The organism is Enterobacteriaceae endosymbiont of Macroplea mutica (genome assembly GCF_012571345.1).
Taxonomy (GTDB): Bacteria; Pseudomonadota; Gammaproteobacteria; order Enterobacterales; family Enterobacteriaceae.
Genome location: NZ_CP046218.1, coordinates 299,706 through 324,317, shown reverse-complemented (window position 1 = coordinate 324,317; position 24,612 = coordinate 299,706). Strand labels below are relative to the sequence as shown.

Genomic DNA, 24,612 nt, shown 5'->3' with positions numbered 1-24,612 from the left:
AATAAAATTATTTATATTTTCATTCAAACATATATAATAATATAACGACATGTAGCATGTTTAATTTTTAATTATGACAGATCAGATAATATTTTGTATTATAAAAATAATTAATTTTTATTAAGAATTAATAAATTTTAAACAATTAGAAAATATATTATTTTTTAAAAAAATTAATTATTGTTAATATAAAAATCTGAATCTCCTTAAGACAATTAATACTAAATTTAGTAGATTGAATAATATAATGAAAATAAATGATTTCTTATTTAAATAAATAATAAATGTTTATCAAAGATATTATATATTGTTTTGTTTAAAAAAATATGTATAATAATTACTAATTATATTAAATATAAATTTAATATTGTTTGGTAAATTTTTATGTATGCATTATTTTTATTTTTATTTATTATTATTGACATGCTATTAATTAGCTTAGTTTTATTAGAAAATAATGAAATGTCAGATCTTAGTACTTCTGCCATTAATTATGCTCCACCATTATTTAATACAAATACAACTAATAAGATTTTAACTAATAGTATTATTGTTCTTACTTTATTATTTTTTGCTTTTAGCATGATACTAGGACATATTAGTACTAAACAAAATATAGTAAATATTAAAACAAGTAAATTTTATAAGTTTTAATTATACAAACCGAAGTGGTGGAAATTGGTAGACACACTACCTTGAGGTGGTAGCATCCCATATTATTTGGATATACGGGTTCAAATCCCGTCTTCGGTATAAAAAATATTTGCATTATAAGTATTTTTATTATATCATATAGTATCACTAAGTAGACGCGGGGTGGAGCAGATTGGTAGCTCGTCGGGCTCATAACCCGAAGGTCGTTGGTTCAAATCCAACTCCCGCAACCACTACCATCAATTAAAATTTTACTCCTAATACTTACTACATTTATATTTAACATTATTATGTTAATATATATGCTAGTCATGTTTGTAAATACATGTTTGATATATAAATTGGAGAACACAAAAAAATATTATTTATTATGTCAATAAGTTATATTATTATTTTTATAAAAATAATTATTATATTTATAATTAGGATTTTTTTTATAAAAAAAAAATAAATATTATACAAAATCTAGTTCCCTAATTTTACCAAGTTAATTTTTGAGGAAAACTAGGATGAATAAAGAAATACTTGCTGTTATTGAAGCAGTATCTAATGAAAAGTCTTTACCGCGCGAAAAAATATTTGAAGCTATGGAAAGCGCGTTAGTTAGCGCAACAAAAAAAAAATATGTGCATGATATAGAAGTATCAGTTAATATTGATCGCAATAATGGTAATTTTAATACTTTTAGAAAATGGTTAATTGTTAAAAAAGTACATTATCCCACAAAAGAAATTACGTTAGATGCTGCACGTCTTGAAGATAATTCATTAAATATAGGTGATTATATTTATGATAAAATTCAATCCATTAATTTTGATCGTATTACCACACAAACAGCTAAACAAGTTATTGTTCATAAGGTCAGGGAAGCAGAAAAAGCAATTAATCTTGCTTATTTTAAGCAAAAAATTGGTAAAATATTAAATGGTATAGTGAAAAAAACTCATAAAGGTTATTTAAATTTAGATTTAGGTAATAATATTGATGCTATTATTTTACGAGAAGATATGTTACCTAGAGAAAATTTTAGGTCTGGAGATCGTATTAAAGGATTATTATTTACTATTAAAAAAATACATAAAGAGAATATTTTTTTTATTAGTCGTTCTAAAATACAAATGATAACAGAGYTATTTCGTATAGAAGTACCAGAGATTAAAGAAGGATTGATAGTAATAAAATCTGCTGCTAGGGATCCTGGTTTAAGATCGAAAATAGCTGTACACACGCTTGATCATAGGATTGATCCAATTGGTGCTTGTGTTGGAATAAGAGGCGCTAGAGTGCAAGCCATATCAAATGAATTAAATGGTGAAAAAATAGATATTATTCTTTGGAATAAAGATATAAAAAAATTTATTATTAATGCAATGTTACCAGCAGAAATTTCTTCAATAGTTGTAAATGATTATAATCATAAAATTGATATTGCTGTTAATGAAAAAAATTTAGCGCAAGCAATTGGCAGAAATGGACAAAATATTCGTTTAGCATCACAATTAAGTGGTTGGGAATTAAATATTATGACTCAAGAAAATTTTATTATTAAATATAATAAAAAAAATAATACATTAATAAAAATTTTTATGGAACATTTAAAAATTAACAAAGATTGCGCATGGAAATTAGTACAAGAAGAACATTTATCTTCTTTGGAAGCAATTATATTTCACCCATTAAATAAAATTAATGATATTACTACTAAATTTAGTATTAGTAAAATATGTTTTCAAAACATGCAAAATTATGTGAAAAACAAATATTATAATATAACAACTAATAAAACAAATAATAGCACACAAATAGTAAATAATTTTCTTCAAATAAAAAATATGAATAATAAAATATGTGAATTATTAATTCATAAAGGTATTAGAACTATCGAACAATTAGCAGAACAAAGTATTGAAGATCTTTCTGATATTAAAATTTTAAATACAAAAAAAGCAGGTGATTTAATTATGTCTGCACGTAATATTTGTTGGTTTAAAAAAAAACCATAACTATGATACATAATATTATATATATGAATGAGGTAAACTAAATATGGATTTAATGGATATTACTGTAAATAATATAGCTTTAGAAATGAATATGTCTATACAAAAAATTATAAAATATTTTTTAGAAATTGGCATTATTAAAAATATTAATGATCATATCACTATACAAGAAAAACAAAAATTAGTACATTATTTAGTGAAACAAAAATTATTTATTAATACAAAATATAGCCATATAAAAATTGATACGAAAAGAAAAAACAATACAAGTAATATTCATCAAAAAAACATATTATCTAATAACAATTTATATAACAATGAAAAAAAAATAGTTAATAATATTAAATTTAAAAAAATAATTAAGAAACCATTTAAAAAAGTATCTAATATTACTAATGAAAAAAAAAAAAAAACTATTATATATAATAAAAATGGTAAAAAAAACACACATATAAGAAATAAATTTTCTATAAAACAAAATTATAAAATAAATAATTTACAGAAAACAATATCTGATATATACATTAAAAACAATGTAATACCTGTTGTAAAGAAAAAAAAACATCCTCAACACCATATAAATAAATTACAACAAGCCTTTACCAAACCCAATAAAAATATTATTCGTGATATTATTCTCTATGCTAATAAACATATTAGTATACAAGAATTAGCAGATAAAATGGCAATCAAGAGTGCTATAGTGACTAAAAATATGATGAGTATAGGTATACTATGTCCCAATAACAAATTATTAGATCTAAAAACAGCACAATTAATTGTGCAAAATATGGGACATCGAGTAATTATACGACATAAAAATATATTAGAAAGCTCATTACTTAATACAGAAAATATAAATATTAAATTACAAGAACGCAATCCTATAGTTACTCTTATGGGACATGTTGATCATGGAAAAACATCATTATTAGATTATATATTATCGACAAAAATACAATTAAAAGAATCTGGTGGCATTACACAAAACATCAATGCTTATCAAGTTACACATAAAAATAAAAATATTACTTTTATTGATACTCCAGGACATGAATCATTCTCTTTAATGAGATCACGTGGAGTTAGTATTACAGATATTATTATATTGGTTATAGCTATTGATGATGGTATTATGCCTCAAACTATTGAAATTATTAAATATGCACAAGAATATAATGTACCCATCATAGTAGGAATTAATAAAATTGATAAAAACATATTTAATATAGAAAAAATTAAAAATGATCTTAGTCAATATAATATTATTTCAGATCAATGGGGTGGTAATAATATATTTGTCTCATTATCTGCTAAAACTGGGATAGGAGTTAATAAATTATTAGATGCAATCTTGTTGCAAGCAGAAATGTTAGAATTAAAATCAAGATTCCAAGGAATTGCGAAAGGTATTGTAATTGAATCTTATTTAGATAAAAGTAGAGGACCCATAGCAAATATTATAGTCCAAGAAGGTACTTTAAAAAAAGGAGATATGATATTATGTGGCACAACTTATGGTAAAATAAAAATTTTAAAAAATTGTCAAGGAACATTATTACTGACAGCTGAACCTTCTTCTGCAGTAGAAATCGTTGGTTTATCACATATACCTTATGCTGGTGATACTTTTATAGTTATTACGAATGAAAAAAAAATAAGAAGTATAGTGTCTTATAGAAAAGATCAATTACGTAATAAAAAAATTGCCATACAACAAAAAAATTTTAAAAATAAATTTATTGATTTAAATCAAAAACATATACACAAAATACATGTATTATTAAAATGTTATACTCAAGGATCTATAGACATTATAAAAAATGCATTGATGCAAATAATACAAAAAAATTGTAGTATTAAAATTATCCATACTGGTGTAGGCAATATTACAGAAACAGATGTTATATTAGCTTCTACAACTCATAATATTTTTGTGATAGGTTTTAATGTTAAAATAAATAGTACGGCTAAACGTATTATGATATCTAACAATATTAATGTGCGTATTTTTACAGTTATTTATCACTTAATTGATAATTTTAAAAATTTTGTTAATTCATTTGTTACACCTACATATACATATCAGATCTTAGGCATGGCAGAAGTAAAAAATATTTTTACTATCCCACATATTGGTGTTATTGCTGGCTGTACTGTTAAACATGGATTTTTAAAACAACATCATAATATACGTGTTATACGTAATGACAAAATAATTTATGAAACTACCATAGAATCATTAAGAAGATTTAAAGATAGCGTTGCGGAAGTAAGTATAAATATGGAATGTGGTATTATTATAAAAAATTTTAATACCATAAAAATACAAGATAAAATAGAATCATTTCTAAAAATAGAAAACCGTAAATAACATATTTTTTAAAAATTATTTTTTTATAAAAGAAATACTTATGGAAAAAAATAAATATCGACAATTAAAAGTTGCTAATGAATTAAAAAAACAAATTTCATATATACTAGCGAATAATATTAATGATACACGTTTTAATAAATTAATTACAATAACAGATGTATTAGTATCAAAAGATTTATCTTTTGCACAAATATTTATTTGCTATCCACACATAAAAGACACATTATGTCATAATAAAAAACGAGAATTATGTTTCTTAAATGCAATATCAGGATACATAAAACATATTTTAACTCAAAAAATAATATTACGTCATATTCCACATTTAAAATTTTTTTTTGATAATTCTTTAAATATAGGTGCGCATATTACTAAACTACTTAACCAAAATAATATATAATTATTTATATTCTAATTCCAAGTGATAGTCATGCCGTATCAAAAAAATATTAATGGTTTGTTGTTATTAGATAAATCCATTGGATTAACATCTAATAAAATGTTACAAAAAATTAAAATTTTATTTAATATTCATAAAGCAGGTTATACAGGTACATTAGATCCTTTAGCAAGTGGACTATTACCTATATGTTTTGGTCAATGTACTAAATTTGCTCACTTATTAAGTGAAGCAGATAAAATATATGAAGTAACAGCACGATTAGGTATTAAAACTGATACTGCAGATAGTTATGGCAAAATCATTATGAAAAAAAATATTAATGACATAACTATAGCATATATCTTTAAAAAACTCACTAATTTTTTAGGTGTAATACAACAAATCCCTAATATATATTCTGCTATAAAATATAATGGCATGCCATTATATTGGTATGCACGTAATAATATTAATGTTCAAGTTCCTGTGAGGACGGTAATTGTATATAAAATAGTATTAATATATTTTCATTTAAATATTTTAAAATTAAAGATACATTGTTCTAAAGGCACGTATATACGTAGTATTATTGATAATTTAGGAGATCAATTATGTTGTGGCGCACACGTAATACAATTACGTCGTTTAAATATAGCACATATTTCTATAACACATAACAATGTAATTACAATTCCACAATTAAAAATACTAATTAAAAATTATAAAAATAATTTATTACAAGCAACATTAATTAATAAACTAATTTTACCCATACAGTATATGACACGTAATTTACCTAGTATTTATTTAACATACGATATCATAAAAAATATAAAATATGGTAAAAAACAGACGATAAAAATAATGGATATTACCAAAAATAAATATGTGAATATTTTAGAAAAATATACATATAAATTTATTGGCATTGGCATAATCAATCATAAACAACATATTACTAAATATATACTAATATAGTATTATATAAGGAATATTTATGCATACAAATAAACAAAACAAAATAACAATCATTAATAAGTTTAAAATAAATAACACAGATATAGGTTCTACTCCTATACAAGTTGCTTTACTTACATTAAGAATTAATAATTTACATAAACATTTTCAAAACCATAAAAAAGATCATCATAGTCGTCGTGGATTACTAAATTTAATATCACAACGTAGAAAATTATTAAATTATTTTAAAAAAAAAAATTTTCTAAAATATAATACATTATTAGAAAAATTAAATTTAAGAAAATAATAATGTTATATATAATTTAAAATTCATATTTAAAATTATAATTTTATATAAAGGATAGATATTTTGTTAAATCCGATTATTCATACATTTAGTTATGGTGATAATACTGTAACTATAGAAACTGGAATGATTGCACGTCAAACAACTTCTGCAGTAGTAGTTAATATTAATGGTACAACAGTATTAATTACTATAGTAGTAAATAAAAATATTAAAAAAGAACAAAATTTTTTACCATTATCTGTGCATTATCAAGAAAGATCTTATGCAGCAGGACGTATACCAGGCAATTTTTTTCGCAGAGAAAATCGTCCTAGTGAAAATGAAATGTTAATTTCACGTTTAATTGATCGTCCACTAAGACCTTTATTCCCAAAAGGTTTTTTAAATGATATACAAATCATTGCAACTGTCATATCTATTAATCCGAATATACATCCAGATATTGTTGCTATTATTGGTGTATCTGCTGCATTAAGCATATCAAATATACCTTTTGATGGTCCTATTGGAACAGCACGTATAGGTTATATAAATAAGTGTTTTGTATTAAATCCTAGTATAACTAAAATGAAACATAGTCAATTAGATTTAATTATAACTGGTACACAAAAAGAAATTTTAATGGTAGAAGCAAAAACTAATCAATTAGATGAAACAAAAATATTAAATGCAATAATATATGGACATAAAAAACAACAACAATTAATTAATAACATAATAATATTTGCTGAAAAGGTAAAAACACCTACAGATAGCAAAATATGGATTATGAATCCTATTAATAAAGAATTACAAAAAAATATCATAACATTAGCCAAATTAGATCTAATAAAAGCTTATCATATTCCGGTAAAACAGGATAGAATAAAACAAATTGATATAATTAAACTAAATACTATAGAAATTATACATAAACAAGATCCAAATATTAGTCAATATGATATTAATGAAATTTTTTATGAATTAGAAAAAGAAATAGTAAGAACACAGATATTAATAAATAATGTACGCATTGATGGCCGTAAACATAATATGATTAGAAGCTTAGATGTTCGTACAGGTATTTTATCACGTACACATGGATCATCTTTATTTACCCGTGGCGAAACACAAGCTTTAGTTACTGTTACTTTAGGTACAACAAGAGATGCACAAATATTAGATGACTTGATTGGCGAAAAAACTGATCATTTATTATTTCATTATAATTTTCCTGCTTATGCTGTTGGTGAAACAGGCATATTAAGTTCACCTAAAAGAAGAGAAATAGGTCATGGACATTTAGCTAAAAAAGCAATATTACCTGTTATGCCAACATTAGAAAAATTTCCATATACCATTCGTTTAGTATCAGAAATTACAGAATCTAATGGATCTTCTTCTATGGCATCTGTGTGTGGTGCATCATTAGCAATGATGGATGCTGGCATTCCTATTACTAATGCTGTAGCTGGTATAGCTATGGGTTTAATTAAAGAAAAAGATAATTTTGTTATTTTAACTGATATATTAGGCGATGAAGATCATTTAGGTGATATGGATTTTAAAGTTGCTGGTACAAATAAAGGTATTACTGCATTACAAATGGATATGAAGATTAAAGGTATTACAGCATCTATTATTAAATTATCATTACAACAAGCTAAATTGGCAAGATTGCATATTTTAAAAGTAATGCAAAAAAATATTTCTATTCCTAAAAAACATATTTCAGAATTTGCACCTAGAATACATATTATAAAAATTAATCCAGAAAAAATTAAAGATATGATTGGTAAAGGCGGATCGGTTATTAGAGCTTTAACAGAAGAAACAGAAACAGTTATAGAAATTGAAGATAATGGCATTGTTAAAATTGCAGCACAAAACTATACACAAATTCAATTTGCTATACGTCGTATTGAAGAAATTACTGCGGATATTATTGTAGGACGTATTTATAGTGGAAAAGTCACACGTATTATGGATTTTGGTGCTTTTATTTCTATAGGATACGGCAAAGAAGGTTTAGTACATATTTCACAAATCACTAACACACATGTTAGTAAAGTTAGTGATCATTTAACATTACTACAAAAAGTTTTAGTTAAAGTTATAGAAATTGACAAACAAGGAAGAATTAGATTAAGTATGAAAGCAATAACTACACGTTAAATACATATTATAATATAATTAATATGTATTTTCTTATATATATCATGATCATACAATTTATTATTCATTTTTTATTTATGATACCATTCTTCTATTTGTGTTTAGAAGTTATATATAACTTCTAATCACAAATAAGATATAAAATATGTGTTCTATGTATCATATCTTTGTAAAAACATATCGACAACATAATTTATAATATATAAATATTATTATTTTTATAAAATGTTGTTAAATTTATTTATTTATTTTTAAAGAGGCATGTATATTAACATGACTAATAATAATTTTCTTCAATTTAAACTTAATAATAATATTATTAAAGCTTTAAATAATATTGGGTATACTATACCAACACCTATACAAAAAGAATGTATTCCATATTTATTATTAAAAAAAGATGTTTTAGGCATAGCACAAACTGGTAGTGGTAAAACTGCAGCATTTATATTGCCACTATTAAATAATTTAAAACCCCAAATAAAAAATATTCAAATTTTGATTTTAACACCAACTAGAGAATTAGCTATACAAATAGCAACATTTGCATCCTTCTTTTCTAAATTTATTTATGGTGTTCATGTATTATCATTATATGGCGGTCAATCTTATCATATACAATTACGTGGTTTACGTTTAAAACCGCAAATCATTGTTGCTACACCAGGAAGATTATTAGATCATATTAAACGAAAAACTATTAACTTATCTACTACTACTAGTTTAGTATTAGATGAAGCAGATGAAATGTTAAGAATGGGTTTTATTGAAGATGTAGAACAAATTTTGTCTGTTATACCTGAAGGTTATCAAACAGCATTATTCTCTGCAACTATGCCATATAAAATAAAAAAAATTACTAAAAAATTTATGCATGATCCACATGAAATTAAAATACAATCTGATAATAATACTATACCCCATATTAATCAAAGTTATTGTATTATACATGTAAATAAAATCGATGTATTAATGAAATTTTTAGAAGTTGAATCTTATGATGCTGTATTAATTTTTGTAAAAACTAAAAACTCTACTTTAGAAGTAGCACACAAATTAAATAATTATGGATATAATAGTGCGCCATTAAATGGTGATATGAATCAAAATATAAGAGAAAAAACTTTAAATAGTTTTAAAAATGCTCAATTAGAAATTTTAATAGCTACAGATGTCGCTGCTAGAGGATTAGATGTCAAAAGAATTGATTTAGTTATTAACTATGATATTCCTATGGATGCTGAATCTTACATACATCGTATTGGCCGTACTGGTAGGGCGGGACGCACTGGTAGTGCATTAACTTTCGTAGAATATAGAGAAAAACGTTTATTAAAAAATATTGCATATTTTACTAAATTTAATATTATAGAAAAAAAAATACCACATACATCTTTTTTAAGTCAAAAAAGATTAGAAAAATTTATTATGAAAATACATAGTACATTAAAAAGTTATGATATTGAACAATATAAAAATATTTTGTTAACGAAACCATTTGAAGAATTTGTAGATAAGGAATTATTAACAGCTGTATTATTAAAAATTGCGCAAGGTAATAGGCCTTTAGTTTTCCCTCCAGAAGTAGTTAATACGGTTAAAAATAAATTTTTACGTACAAACAAAAAAAAATATTTACATGAAAATATGATAATGTATAAAATAAATATAGGGAAAAAAGATGGAGTAGAAATACGTCATATAGTAGGTGCTATTATTAATAAAATATTAATACCTAGCAACAATATTGGTAATGTTAAATTATTTGATTATTATTCTCTCGTAGAGTTATCTAAAAAAAATATTCATTCTATTAAAACAATAACAAATATAAAAATTTTAAATAAAATAATTACTTTTAAAAAAGTAAATCATTATTAAATTAATCTTATTTTTTTACAAAACAAGAAGATATATTGTATATATTTTATTATATATTTATTGTTTTAAAAAATAACTTAATGTATAAAAAACGATTAATTAATTTTTATTAATATAAAGTAAGAATTTTTATAAAAATGATTTATAAAAATTAATTAATCCGTTAGTAGAAACATCATATTTATGAATACTAAGTGTGTCGTTGTGCAAATCATCTAATATTAAGGTAGCAAATTTTTTACCTAATTCTACACCCCACTGATCAAAAGAAAAAATATTTAAAATAACTCCTTGCATAAAAATTTTATGTTCATATAAAGCTATTAATAGACCTAAATTGTATGGAGTAATTTTTTTTATAAAAATAGAATTACTTGGATGATTTCCAGTACATTTTTGATATATATTTTGATTACTATCTTCTCCATGAATATTACCAAAAGCTAGTGTTTTAGTTTGTGCAATATAGTTAGCTATTAGTTTATTATGAATATTTTTTACATATATAGCAGGTATAACAGGAGCAATAAAATCACATGGTATCATTTTAGTACCTTGATGTAATAATTGAAAAAATGAATGTTGCCCATCAGTACCTATATCACCCCATATAATAGGACTAGTTTGATAAGTAATATCATTACCTATTTTATCTATAGATTTTCCATTTGATTCCATATTTAACTGTTGTAAATATTTTATTAAAAAACGCATATTATAACAGTATGGTATGCAAGCTTCAGTTTCAGTATTCCAAAAATTATTATACCAAATACTAATTAAAGCCATAATAATAGGCATATTTTGTGTAATATCACTGTAAAAAAAATGATGGTCCATTTTCGCAGCACCATCTAATAAATGTTTAAAATGTTTAAATCCTATAGATAATGATATAATTAAACCAATAGATGACCATAAAGAAAATCTTCCGCCTACCCATTCCCAGATTGGCAATATATTATCATATGGAATACCAAAGTTAATGGCATTATTAGTATTAGCAGTAATACCTATAAAATGTTTTTGCATGATTTCATCAATATTAATATTTGATTTATTATCTATAAACCATTCTTTTATACATAAAGCATTTGTTATTGTTTCTTGTGTGGTAAATGTTTTAGAAGAAATAATAAAAATACTATTTTCAGGTTTAATTTTTTTAAAAATATTAATTAATTGCATGGCATCTAAACTAGATATAAAATATATATTTAAATGATTTCGATAATTTTTTAAAGCTTCTATTGTCATTAATGGTCCTAAATGAGAGCCTCCAATACCGACATTAATAATATTTTTTATAGGTTGATTAGTATATCCTTTCCAAATACCATGAATAATATTATTAGATATATTCTTAATTTTTTTTAAAGTAACATTTATATTATTATAAATATTATGATTTTGTAATAAGAAATCATTATTATTATAGTTTCTTAATGCTATATGTAAAACTGAACGTTGTTCTGTTTTATTGATTTTTCCCCCATAAAACATGTCATGTATAGCATCAAGATAATTCATTTCTTTGGCTAAATTTGTTAAATAATGCATAGTTTTATGATTAATAATATTTTTAGAAAAATCAAATAAAATTTTGTTTTCAAAATTGATAGAAAAATTTGAAAACCTTTTTTTATCTTGTTGAAAAAGTTGTGTCAGAGTTATATGTTCCATATCATATATATGATTCTGTAATGCTTTCCAAGATATAGTTTTAGTAGGATTAATATTTTTCATATAATATTATGCATATTTATTTATATAAGTAAAATTGTTATATATAATAACATAATTAGGTTTTTGATGCTTTAAAAGTATATGATTTTATCACACAAAATATTAAATTATACAAATAATAAAAATAACATAATGACTATTATTATATTACACGGATTATTTGGTAATAAAAATAGTTTGCTTGAATTAGGTTATTTATTAAAACAAAAATTAAATTATCCCATTATTTTACTAGATTTACGTAATCATGGCCAATCTATTAATGATATGGATATGAGATATAGTATTATGGCTTATGATGTTATTGAAACATTACATTTTTTAAATATTAATAAAAAAGTAATTTTAATTGGATATTCTATGGGTGGTAAAGTTGCTATGTATTTAACTATTTTCTTAAAAAATATGATTCATAAAATCATTATTTTAGATATTGCACCTATAGCGTATATTTTTTCTTTTAAAAATATTTTTTTATCTTTTAAAAAAATACATGATATGAATATTACTACTAAAATACAAGCATATAATATTATGAAACTATATATTATGGATTACGATATGATTAATATATTATTAAATATGTTTAATAATGGACAATGGGAATTTAATTGGTTTTTTATACAACAACAATATTGTAATATTTCTGGTTGGAATTTAATACATCCGTGGTTAGGAAAAATTATGTTTTTAAAAGGGAAACAATCTAATTATATTAGAATTGAATATTATAAAGCAATATTTACACAATTTCCGTCTGCTATTATATATAATATTAATGCAGGACATTTTATGTATATAACCCATACAGATGTTGTATTGCGACAAATATTAATTTTTCTTGAACAATAATATTAAAAGAATTTAAGGAGAATATATATGTCTAAAATAGGTATTTTTTTTGGAAGCGATACTGGTCATACTGAAAATATTGCTTATAAAATATATAATTATTTAAATGATCAACATGTTAGTATATTTAATATTGCTAACACAAAAAAAACAGATATTGAATCTTTTAATATTCTATTCTTTGGCATACCAACATGGTATTATGGTGATTTACAATATGATTGGGATAATTTTATACCTTTATTGCAAACAATTAATTTTCAAAATAAAAAAATTGCTTTATTTGGTTGTGGTGATCAAGAAGATTATGGTGAATATTTTTGTGATGCCTTACGTGTTATATACGATATTGTTAAAAAAAATAAAGGAAATATTATTGGATATTGGCCTAATAATGGATATTTTTATCGTAAAACGAAAAGTTTAAAAAATAAAGATTATTTCGTTGGCTTACCACTTGATGAGGATAGACAATCTGAATTGACAGATATTCGTGTTAAACAATGGATAACACAGTTGTTAAAAGAATTACAATTATAAAATAAATGTTTAAAAATCAATTATATATGACCGTATAATTGATTTTTTGTAATACAAAAACTTATTTTTTTAATGTTGTAATTCTATTAAATATTATTTGATGTTTTTTATTTTTCATATCTAAAAAAAAATATCCTTCTCTTTCAAACTGAAAATGTTTAGTAAATTTTAAATCATATAATATATTCTGCTCGATAAAACCATAATATCGTATTAAGGTTTTTTTTTTAACAACTGATAAAATATCTTTAAGGTAATTAATATTTTTCTGTGTAAATAAATAATCATATATATAAAAATATGCTTTTATTGCGTAAGATGTAGAAATCCAATGTATAACACCTTTTACACCTCTTAATTTATTAAGTTTAATTCCTAAAGTATGCATATCATAATTACAATATAAACAAATAATATTATTATGTGCATCTTTTAAAATTTTTATTGCTTTAATAACATAAGCATATCTCAAACGTATTTCATGACCTAAAATAAGTTTTTTGCAATTTTTTTTATCATGTTCTAAAAAATCTGTTTTATCTATATAAATTTCTTTTGTAAAAAAAATATCTCGATATCCTTTAGATAAATCATTTGGATGATTAGGAGCAGTTAATTTAATATATTGAATATTTTGAGGAAAATTAACTATAATAAGTTTTAATGGACGCAACACTGCCATTCTTCTGACAGCATTTTGATTTAATTCATTACGTATATATGATTCTAAATATGTAATTTCTATTAAATTATTTTGTTTTGTTACACCTACATTATAACAAAAATTTCTTAATGCAGAAGCTGTATAACCTCTTCTACGTAATCCAGAAATAGTAAATAAGCGTGGATCATCCCAACTATTAATAATTTTATTTTTTAATAAAATATTTATCTTTCTTTTTGTAAGAAGAGCATATTCTATATTTAATTTAGAAAATTCATATTGTTTTGGTTTATTTTGGATATTAATATTTTGTAAAATCCAATTATACAATATACGATTATCTTGAAATTCCAATGTACATAAAGAATGTGTAATACCTTCTAATGCATCAGATATACAATGTGCAAAATCATATGTAGGATATATACACCATTTATTACCTGTTTTATAATGTGTAATATACTTAATACGATATAATACTGGATCTCTCATAAGAATTACATTTGATCGCATATCAATTTTAGCTCTTAAAGATACATCACCTTCTTTAAAACAGCCTAAAAACATTTTGTTAAATAAAAATAAATTTTCTTGAATACTGCGATTTCTATATGGACTATCAACTCCAGGATTAGATAATGTGCCCCGATATTTAGTAATATCATCTGTATTTAATTCATCAACATATGCTAAATTTTTTTTAATTAGCTCTATAGCATATTGATAAATATTATCAAAATAATCTGATGTATATTTAATATTATTACACCACTTAAACCCTAACCAAATTAAATCCTGTTTAATTTGTTCGACATATTTTATATTTTCTTTAGAAGGATTTGTATCATCAATTCTTAAATTACATTTACCTTGAAAATATTCAGCAATAAAAAAATTTAAACATATAGATTTTAAATGTCCAATATGTAAATAACCATTAGGTTCAGGAGGAAATCGTGTATGTACTAAATGATATTTCTTATTTGCAATATCATTTTTTATTATTTTAAAAATAAAATTTTTTTCATAATTATGATAATTATTCATATTATTATACTCGATTTAAGAAAACAGTATTTTTTTTAATAAAATTAGTTGACGTTATGCTTGTATATACTTCATAATGTATGTATAAAATCGTTATATAAAGCTATGTAGCTTAAGTGGTTAGAGCACAGCACTCATAACGCTGAGATTATGGGTTCGAGTCCCATCATAGCTATTATATATTTATTTTTACGGAAGTGGCGGAATAGGTAGACGCACCAGAGTTAGGTTCTGGCTATTTATAAATAGTATACGAGTTCAAGTCTCGTCTTCCGTAAGATTATTTTTGGGGTATAGCCAAGTGGTTAAGGCACCGGTTTTTGATACCGGCATTCCCTGGTTCAAATCCAGGTACCCCAGAATATTATTGATTATTAATAGTTTAACACATATAAAAATATTATAATAACTATGCCTCGCAATAAAGTATATATTAAAACTTGGGGTTGCCAAATGAATACATATGATTCTACCAAGTTATCACATTACATTAGTAAAGAACTAAATTATGATATTGTTACGACAGCAAAACATGCTAACATATTTATATTAAATACATGTTCTATAAGAGAAAAAGCTCAAGAAAAACTATTTCATCAATTAGGAAGATGGAAAATTTTGAAACAAGGCAACCCTAATATTATTATATGTGTTGGTGGATGTGTGGCTGCACAAGAAGGTGAAAAAATTTTTAAAAGAGCTCATTACGTAGATATTATTTTTGGTCCACAAACAATACATAGATTACCAAAAATGATACAAGATGTATATAATTTTAAAAAAAAATTAATCGATATTAGTTTTCCTAAAACTGAAAAATTTAGTTATTTACCAGTTATTAAAACTACTAAATATACTTCTTATGTTACTATTATAGAAGGATGTAATAAATATTGCACATATTGTATTGTGCCTTTTACAAGAGGTAAAGAGATTAGTAGACCATATAAAGATATATTATTAGAAATACAACAATTAATTATGCAAGGCATTAAAGAAATACATTTATTAGGACAGAATGTTAATTCTTATAAATATATAGATAATAATAATGATATTGTTACCTTTGATAAATTATTAATTATGATTTCACATATTAAAGGTATCTATAGAATTAGATATACTACTAGTCATCCTCAGGATTTTACTCAAGATTTAATTAATGTATATGGTAAAATACCACAGTTAGTAAATTTTTTACATTTGCCAGTACAAAGTGGTTCAGAAAAAATTTTATCTTTAATGAAACGAAGATATTCTTTAACACAATATAAAAATATTATATACCAACTAAAAAAAATCAGACCTAACATTCATATTAGTTCTGATTTTATAGTAGGTTTTCCTGGCGAAACACAAGAAGATTTTAATAAAACAATACAATTCATTATAGATATGGACATTGATATGAGTTATAGTTTTATATATTCTGCTAGACCTGGTACTGTTTCTAGTAGAATGGTAGATAATGTTAGTTTACAAGAAAAAAAACGCAGATTATATATCTTGCAAGATTATATCCAACAACAAACAAAAAAATTTAGTTCATATATGTTGCATTCTATACAAACTGTTTTAGTAGAAGGAATATCTAAACATAACAAATATTTTTTTGGCAAAACAGAAAATAATAGAATTGTTTTTTTCAAAAGTTCATATAATTGTATGGGTAAAATTGTAAATGTATATATTGATAGTTTTTATTTGTATACTTTATATGCTACATTTATTAGCATACATTAAATTTTTTCTGTCATTATATATCCAACTTTAATTATAATGAAAATTATTTTATTTAGTATATAAATATGCAAAAAATTATTCTACATTATTACTCTTACCATAAATGTGATGCTTTTATACCAGTAAAAAGTATATTATACCATTGGTTAGATATTATTTTGCCTTATCTAATAAAAAAATCTATTGAAATTACAATATGTATTGTTAATCAAAAATATATAAAAATGTTAAATTATAAATTTCTCAAGATAAATAAAACTACAAACGTTTTAAGTTTTCCTAGTAAAATACATAAAAACAAAAGACTATTTTTAGGAGAAATTATATTATGTCCAGATATAATATATGAAGAAACAATACAATATCATAAAAAAATTATAGAACATTATGCACATTTAATAGTTCATAGCATATTACACTTATTTACATTTGACCATGATAATGAATATAATGCTAATATCATGGAAAATCAAGAAATTGATCTTTTACATATTTTAGGATATCAAAATCCTTATAAAAAATAATATTATACAATCATACTTATTTTTTCAAATGCTATAAGTAATATTAATAATCCTTATAATAAGTCATATAATTAATAGAATAACCATAAAATTTTTATAGGATTACATGATATGGAAAAAGAATATTATCCACATAATGTGGAACAATATGTACAAAAACAATGGGATAAACATAATACTTTTCATGTAGATATTGATTATAATAAAAAAAAATTTTATTGTTTATCCATGTTACCTTATCCTTCAGGTAATTTACATATGGGTCATGTACGTAATTATACTATTAGTGATGTTATTGCTCGTTATCATCGTATGTTGGGTGAAAATGTTTTACATCCTATAGGATGGGATGCATTTGGACTGCCAGCAGAAATTGCGGCAATAAATCATAAAACATCTCCTGATATATGGACAAAACAAAATATACAATACATGAAACAACAATTAAAATTTCTAGGTTTTAGTTTTGATTGGAATCGTGAAATTACTACATGTAATGCTCAATATTATCGTTGGGAACAATTGTTATTTTTAAAATTATATAGATTAGGACTGGTATATAAAAAAAATACAATAGTAAATTGGTGTTCTCATGATAAAACAGTATTAGCGAACGAACAAGTTTATAAAAATACTTGTTGGCGTTGTGGTAATACTATAAAACTTAAACAAATGTTACAATGGTTTTTAAAAATTACTAATTATGCTGAAGAACTATTATCTGGTTTAAATAAATTAAATGGTTGGCCTAAACAAGTTAAATGCATGCAACAAAATTGGATAGGTAAAAAAGAAGGTATAGAAATTAATTATAAAATATATAAAACTAATACCATATTAAAAGTTTTTATACAAAAAAAACAATATATGCATAATATTAGTTTTATAAAACTATCATTACGACATGATTTTTGTAAAAAAATATCTGCATACAATTTAACAGTAAAAAAATTTCTAGATATGTATATTTATCAAACATCATCAAAACATAATACATTATCTTTTATTCATAGTAATTTGTTTATTATAGATCATTTAAATAATAAAATTCCTATTATTATAGTTAATGTTATGCCCCATAATATTAAAGCATGTATTGGAACACCTTTATATAATTCTGAAGATCATGTTATTGCACATAAATATAATTTAATAACATATGTAAAAAATAATGTTAATTATTTATTTAATTCAAGTCATGTTAAATCGAATATGGAACCATTATTTTTCCAACAAAAAATATATTATTCTTTAAACGATTGGTGTATTTCTAGACAACGTTTATGGGGCACACCAATACCAGTAATTACATTGACTAATGGGAATATTATACCTTTAAAAAAACAAGATTTACCAATAATTTTCCCTAAATATTTGTTCGAACAATATAAAAAGTATGATTATAATCAAAAAAAAATTATAGATCTTACATGGTTTAATTATAATTATAATGGTCAATATGCTAAAAGAGAAATAGATACTTTTGATACTTTTATTGAATCTTCTTGGTATTATGCAAGATATACTTGTCCCAATCATAATAAAGGAATATTAAATCCTGATGATATTAAATACTGGTTACCAGTAAATCAATATATTGGTGGTATAGAACATGCTACGATGCATCTAATTTATTTACGCTTTTTCCATAAATTAATGCGAGATTTAGGTTTAGTATATAATGATGAACCTGTAAAAAATTTATTATGTCAAGGAATGGTCTTATCAGATGCTTTTTATTATATTGATGATAATCATCATAAAAAATGGGTTAGTTATAAAAATGTACATGTAAAATATGATAAAAATAATCAAAATAAAATTTTTAGAGATAATAAAAATAGAATACTAATAAGACATAAAATGTTAAAAATGTCTAAGTCAAAAAAAAATGGTGTTGACCCTAATAGTATGATTAAAAAATATGGTGCAGATACTTTGCGTTTATTTTTAATGTTTGCAGCACCACCAACAATATCATTGGAATGGAGAGAATCAGGTATAAATGGGATGTTTAAGTTTTTAAAAAAATTATGGCGTTTTATTTATCAATATCGTTTATTACCATATGATATTAGTATATCTTTTAATATTACACAATTATCTAATAATTATGATCAAAGACAATTTGAATTACATAATATAATTAATAAGACAATACAACAAGTATCTAATGATATACATGAACGTCAAATATTTAATACAGCAATATCTTCTATTATGTCTTTAGTGAATTATATGATGAAATATCATATAAATAATCTAATAGATTATAATATAATATATTATGCATTAAATACAATTTTAAAATTATTATATCCATTTACTCCGCATTTTAGTTATGTTTTGTTAGAATATTTTGGTAATAAAAGTATTGATTTTTTACCATGGCCAAAATTTTTTCCGATAAAGAGTAACCAGTTTACTGTTACATTTAATTTGGTAATCCAAATTAACGGGAAAAAAAAATATGTGATAACTATTCCAATAATAGATGCCGATAATAAAAAAAAAATTAAACAAATAGTATATAAAAATAATAAAATATCTAAATATCTTACAAAAATAACAATCATCAAAACTATATATATATATAAAAAAATATTTAATATTGTTACTATAAAATAAAGTATTATTTATGAAAAATATATGTTATTTTTAACCAAATACTATTAATATTATTCATATTGTAAAAGAATATTTTTTATGTTAGACTTCATTAACTTAAAARAAAATAGTTGTTTAAACCTAAATAAGACTCGCATAAAGTATCTCTGTTATGTTGTTATAGGTAGCGATTTTTATCATATTAAAGAATATATAAAAAAATTATTTTTAATATTACGCAGACAACAATATCAAGAACATATTACTATTATTATTGATGCTAATACTAATTGGACAAGTATATTCACTAAATTTTGTTGTTTAAATTTATTTTTTACTAAAAAAATAATTAACATTATTTTTTTAAACAAAAGTGATGTTGTTAAAAATATCAAATATATACAAAAATTATTATCATTTTTACATGATAAAATAATATTAATTATAGAAATACATAATATTATGAAATGTAATATATATAAGAAATATATGATAAATAATATAAACCTAGTATCATCATATATTAAATTTATTTTGTGTGTTACATTAAATTATCCACAATTTAAAAAATGGTTAATATTAAGATGTAAAACATTAGATCTACATATAAATAATGATGCTATTGATTTAATGTATACTTTTTACAACAATAATTTATCATTATTAAATCAAATACTTTTAAATATAAATTTAAGTCAAAAAAAAATAGTTACAGTAAAACAATTATCTTTTTATACAAATACATTTATTCTTATCAAATATGATAATTTACTTGATGCTATTTTAGCTAAACAAGTATATAAAAGTTTATGTATTATACATAAGATAAAATTGCATAAATACAACCCCATTTTTATTATAAAAAATTTATCACATGATATGATATGTTTAATGTTGATAAAAAAAAATATTATGAATAATAATTCATTAAAAAATTTATATATACCCCAATACAAGTATAATATTTTTATACAATTATTACCTTCTATTACAATAGAGAAAATATATTTGTGTATAAAATTATTATCTGACATGGAAATAAACATTAAAAATCATAATATTAATTTATATTGTGAAAAATATTTTTGGATAGATTTGGAAAAATTAGTTTTTTTATTTATATGAATAATATTACAATAAATAATAATTTTATAGATAATGAAATTTAATAAATATATATTTCACAGTTATAAAGCATCACATTACAAAACATTCTTAAATAGAATATTATTAGCATGTATGATTTCTATATTATTAGTAATAATATTACTGTATAATTTATATTATTTACAAATAACATTATTTCAAAAATATAATATAGCTTCACAAAATAATTATAGTAAATTAGTTAAAATTATTCCTAATAGAGGTTTTATTTATGATCGAAATAATATCCCTTTAGCTATTAACCAGGCATATTATCAATTAATAATTATTCCAAGAAATATGACTAATATTCAAAATACAACATTTATTTTAAAAAAAATATTGAATATCACCATTAATATTAATGAGATTAATAATCTTAAGAAAAAACATAGAAATAATGATACTATTCCTATAGTTTTAATGAAAAATTTAAATGAAAAACAGATAGCTATGTTTGTAGCCAATAAATATAGATTACCTGGGGTATATTTACAAACATATATGAAACGTTTATATCCTTTTGGATCATTATTTGCACATACAGTAGGTTATGTAACACGAATGTCTGCAGAAAATAATATTAGTAACATTGATGCAGATTATCATATTAACAACATACCTTTTGTAGGGAAAGTTGGGATAGAACAATATTATGAAAATATTTTGCATGGTAAAATAGGTTATAAAAAAAATATTATGAATAATAAAGGACATATTATATATCAAAATATTATTCAACATGCCCGCAATGGTAATGATATTTATCTTACGTTAGACGTTAAATTACAAAAATATATTACATCATTAATATCAAATTATCGTATAGCAATTATTATTAGTAATCCCCAAAATGGGGATGTTTTAGCATTAATTTCTAATCCAACTTTTAATCCTAATCTTTTTAGTCATAACATTACACAAAAACAATTTAACATATTAAAAAATAATCCTCATAAACCTTTACTGAATAGAGTAACACAAGGAATATATCCTCCAGCATCTACAGTAAAACCTTATTTAGCTATAGCTGCATTAACTGAAGGTATTGTTAATCCACATACTATTATTTTTGATCCTGGATGGTGGAAAATACCTATGCAACATCAATTATTTAAAGATTGGAAACGTTATGGACATGGATATATTAATATTGTTCATGCTTTAACAGAATCTTCTGATGTTTTTTTCTATAAAGTTGCTTATAATATGGGTATTGATAAAATATTTTATTGGATGTCTCAATTTGGTTTTGGACGTAAAACTAATATTGATTTAAATAATGAAATTCCTGGTAATCTACCAAATAAATATGTAGAAACAAAAAAAAAACATATACAATGGCATATAGGGGATACTATTTCTGTAGGTATTGGACAAAGTTATTGGAATGCTACTCCCATACAAATAAATAAAATGCTTACAATACTAATTAATAATGGTGTTTTAAAAAAATTACATATTTTACAATCTCTGAAGATTAATAATAATAAATGTTCTATACAACCAAAACCTATTAAAATTATTAATAATATTAATAAACAATTCTGGCATCTTGTTAAACAAGGAATGTATAGAGTAGCACATACGCGTCGTGGAACAATGTATATATATTTTAGAGGAGCAAAATATAAAATAGCTGCAAAAACAGGAACAGCACAAGTTTATAATTTAAAAAATAAACATATTAATAATGTGCAAAGATTACAAAATAAATTAAGTGATCATAAATTAATTATTGCTTTTGCACCTATAAATAATCCCACAGTTGCCATTTCTATTGTCATAGAAAATCATAATAATCGCGAAATCATTCTAGGACATTTAATTAGAAAAATTTTTGACTATATTTTTCAACATCATAAAGATTTTAACATTTAATATATAAATAACATTATGTACAAACAAAATATTTTAAATTACATACATAAAAAATTACATATAGATATAGTTTTTATGTTTCTTATTAGTTTATTATTATTCTTTAGTATTTTTGCGATMTGGAGTGCATCTGGTCAAAATAAAAATATTTTATATAATAAAATTATACAAATATGTATTGGTTTTATTATCATGTTATTAGTTGCACAAATACCTCCAAATTTTTTTTTTAAAAATATTTTTATATTATATATAATTTTTATAATACTATTATTAGTAGTATATTTCACTGGCATCCCTATTAATGGAGCTAAAAGATGGTTAAAAATAAGTTTTATGAAATTTCAACCGTCTGAAATTAGTAAAACTGTTATACCATTGTTTTTAACTTATCGTTTACATAAAATTAATTATATGATAAATATAAAAAATTTTATTATTAGTATCATTATTATTGTTATACCAACTTTTTTAGTTATTAAACAACCAGATTTAGGTACTGCAATTTTAATCATTTTATCAAGTACTATTATTTTATTTTTATCAGGACTATCTTGGCGTTTAATTATTATGAGTTTGATATTAATATCTATTTGTTTGCCAATATTATGGTTTTTTATTATGCATGATTATCAAAGAACTAGAATATTAATTCTATTAAATCCTGAAAAAGATGCTTTAGGTGCAGGTTATCATATTTTACAATCTAAAATTGCTATTGGGTCTGGTGGTTGGTTTGGTAAAGGTTGGTTGCATGGTACACAAACACAACTAAAATTTTTACCAGAAAAATATACTGATTTTATTTTTTCTGTTATAGCAGAAGAATTTGGTTTTGTAGGTGTTTTTTTCTTAATATTTACATATATATTATTAATATTACGAGGAATCATTTTAGCTATGCACACACCAAATATCTTAAAACAAATTGTGATATATAGTATGATGTTACTTTTTTTTAGTTGTATTTTTATAAATATCAGTATGGTTAGTGGCTTATTACCTATAGTTGGCATTCCATTACCATTATTAAGTTATGGTGGTACTTCATTAATTATGTTTATGATTAATTTTGGTATTATTATGTCTTTATATACACATACAGATGATGTAATAAAACGTTATGTTTTATAAATTTATG

At 22.7% G+C, this 24,612-nt stretch carries 18 protein-coding genes and 5 tRNA genes; 21 read left to right on the top strand and 2 right to left on the bottom strand.

Features of this window, described 5'->3' with window-relative positions:
• Window positions 1–384 precede the first annotated feature (384 nt).
• The 10 genes from secG to GJT87_RS01550 all read left to right on the top strand — a co-directional run bounded on the left by secG (window position 385) and on the right by GJT87_RS01550 (window position 10,721).
• A complete protein-coding gene (secG, locus tag GJT87_RS01595) occupies window positions 385–654 on the top strand; it encodes a preprotein translocase subunit SecG (RefSeq protein ID WP_168895669.1) in 270 nt (89 codons plus the stop codon).
• 8 nt (window positions 655–662) lie between these two features.
• Window positions 663–753 (top strand) — tRNA-Leu (locus tag GJT87_RS01590).
• 57 nt (window positions 754–810) lie between these two features.
• A tRNA-Met gene (locus tag GJT87_RS01585) sits at window positions 811–887 on the top strand.
• 276 nt (window positions 888–1,163) lie between these two features.
• Entirely contained in the window at window positions 1,164–2,657 is a 1,494-nt protein-coding gene (nusA, locus tag GJT87_RS01580) for a transcription termination factor NusA (protein WP_168895668.1), read from the top strand.
• Window positions 2,658–2,700: 43 nt separating this feature from the next.
• Entirely contained in the window at window positions 2,701–5,031 is a 2,331-nt protein-coding gene (gene infB, locus GJT87_RS01575; RefSeq protein WP_168895667.1) for a translation initiation factor IF-2, read from the top strand.
• A 40-nt stretch (window positions 5,032–5,071) separates the two neighbouring features.
• Window positions 5,072–5,434, top strand: coding sequence for a 30S ribosome-binding factor RbfA (rbfA, locus tag GJT87_RS01570; protein WP_168895666.1), 363 nt, complete (start codon window positions 5,072–5,074; stop codon window positions 5,432–5,434).
• 30 nt (window positions 5,435–5,464) lie between these two features.
• Window positions 5,465–6,394: a tRNA pseudouridine(55) synthase TruB gene (gene truB / locus GJT87_RS01565; RefSeq protein ID WP_168895665.1), complete on the top strand. Its 930-nt coding sequence runs from the start codon at window positions 5,465–5,467 to the stop codon at window positions 6,392–6,394.
• Window positions 6,395–6,413: 19 nt separating this feature from the next.
• A complete protein-coding gene (gene rpsO, locus GJT87_RS01560; protein WP_168895664.1) occupies window positions 6,414–6,683 on the top strand; it encodes a 30S ribosomal protein S15 in 270 nt (89 codons plus the stop codon).
• 63 nt (window positions 6,684–6,746) lie between these two features.
• Window positions 6,747–8,840: a polyribonucleotide nucleotidyltransferase gene (pnp, locus tag GJT87_RS01555; protein ID WP_168895663.1), complete on the top strand. Its 2,094-nt coding sequence runs from the start codon at window positions 6,747–6,749 to the stop codon at window positions 8,838–8,840.
• 273 nt (window positions 8,841–9,113) lie between these two features.
• Entirely contained in the window at window positions 9,114–10,721 is a 1,608-nt protein-coding gene (locus tag GJT87_RS01550; protein WP_168895662.1) for a DEAD/DEAH box helicase, read from the top strand.
• 129 nt (window positions 10,722–10,850) lie between these two features.
• Here GJT87_RS01550 and pgi read toward each other — a convergent pair whose 3' ends face one another.
• Window positions 10,851–12,467 (bottom strand): glucose-6-phosphate isomerase, encoded by a 1,617-nt coding sequence (pgi, locus tag GJT87_RS01545; RefSeq protein ID WP_168895661.1) that lies wholly within the window; start codon window positions 12,465–12,467, stop codon window positions 10,851–10,853.
• Window positions 12,468–12,599: 132 nt separating this feature from the next.
• On the opposite strand from pgi, the gene GJT87_RS01540 reads away from it, so the two are divergent.
• Together GJT87_RS01540 and fldA are read left to right on the top strand one after the other, a co-directional pair.
• Window positions 12,600–13,319, top strand: coding sequence for an alpha/beta fold hydrolase (locus tag GJT87_RS01540; protein WP_168895660.1), 720 nt, complete (start codon window positions 12,600–12,602; stop codon window positions 13,317–13,319).
• A 27-nt stretch (window positions 13,320–13,346) separates the two neighbouring features.
• Window positions 13,347–13,859 carry a flavodoxin FldA gene (gene fldA / locus GJT87_RS01535; protein ID WP_168895659.1) on the top strand — a complete coding sequence of 171 codons (513 nt, stop codon included), beginning with the start codon at window positions 13,347–13,349 and terminating at the stop codon, window positions 13,857–13,859.
• 61 nt (window positions 13,860–13,920) lie between these two features.
• Here the strand turns inward: fldA and glnS are convergent, their stop codons facing one another.
• Window positions 13,921–15,570 carry a glutamine--tRNA ligase gene (gene glnS, locus GJT87_RS01530; protein ID WP_168895658.1) on the bottom strand — a complete coding sequence of 550 codons (1,650 nt, stop codon included), beginning with the start codon at window positions 15,568–15,570 and terminating at the stop codon, window positions 13,921–13,923.
• A 101-nt stretch (window positions 15,571–15,671) separates the two neighbouring features.
• On the opposite strand from glnS, the gene GJT87_RS01525 reads away from it, so the two are divergent.
• The 9 genes from GJT87_RS01525 (at window position 15,672) to rodA (ending at window position 24,605) form a co-directional block, all read left to right on the top strand.
• Window positions 15,672–15,745, top strand: a tRNA-Met gene (locus GJT87_RS01525).
• Between the two features lie 16 nt (window positions 15,746–15,761).
• Window positions 15,762–15,847, top strand: a tRNA-Leu gene (locus GJT87_RS01520).
• Between the two features lie 10 nt (window positions 15,848–15,857).
• Window positions 15,858–15,930: transfer RNA gene (locus tag GJT87_RS01515), tRNA-Gln, on the top strand.
• A gap of 51 nt (window positions 15,931–15,981) precedes the next feature.
• The gene (gene miaB, locus GJT87_RS01510; protein WP_168895657.1) at window positions 15,982–17,313 is read left to right on the top strand and encodes a tRNA (N6-isopentenyl adenosine(37)-C2)-methylthiotransferase MiaB; all 1,332 of its coding nucleotides are present in this window, start codon (window positions 15,982–15,984) and stop codon (window positions 17,311–17,313) included.
• Window positions 17,314–17,378: 65 nt separating this feature from the next.
• Complete coding sequence (gene ybeY / locus GJT87_RS01505) at window positions 17,379–17,837, top strand: rRNA maturation RNase YbeY (protein WP_168895656.1); 459 nt, start codon at window positions 17,379–17,381, stop codon at window positions 17,835–17,837.
• Window positions 17,838–17,948: 111 nt separating this feature from the next.
• Entirely contained in the window at window positions 17,949–20,465 is a 2,517-nt protein-coding gene (locus GJT87_RS01500; RefSeq protein WP_168895655.1) for a class I tRNA ligase family protein, read from the top strand.
• Window positions 20,466–20,543: 78 nt separating this feature from the next.
• Window positions 20,544–21,569 (top strand): DNA polymerase III subunit delta, encoded by a 1,026-nt coding sequence (holA, locus tag GJT87_RS01495; RefSeq protein ID WP_168895654.1) that lies wholly within the window; start codon window positions 20,544–20,546, stop codon window positions 21,567–21,569.
• Between the two features lie 33 nt (window positions 21,570–21,602).
• Window positions 21,603–23,471, top strand: coding sequence for a penicillin-binding protein 2 (gene mrdA / locus GJT87_RS01490; RefSeq protein ID WP_281350643.1), 1,869 nt, complete (start codon window positions 21,603–21,605; stop codon window positions 23,469–23,471).
• A 15-nt stretch (window positions 23,472–23,486) separates the two neighbouring features.
• Window positions 23,487–24,605, top strand: coding sequence for a rod shape-determining protein RodA (gene rodA / locus GJT87_RS01485; protein ID WP_168895652.1), 1,119 nt, complete (start codon window positions 23,487–23,489; stop codon window positions 24,603–24,605).
• Window positions 24,606–24,612: the final 7 nt, after the last annotated feature.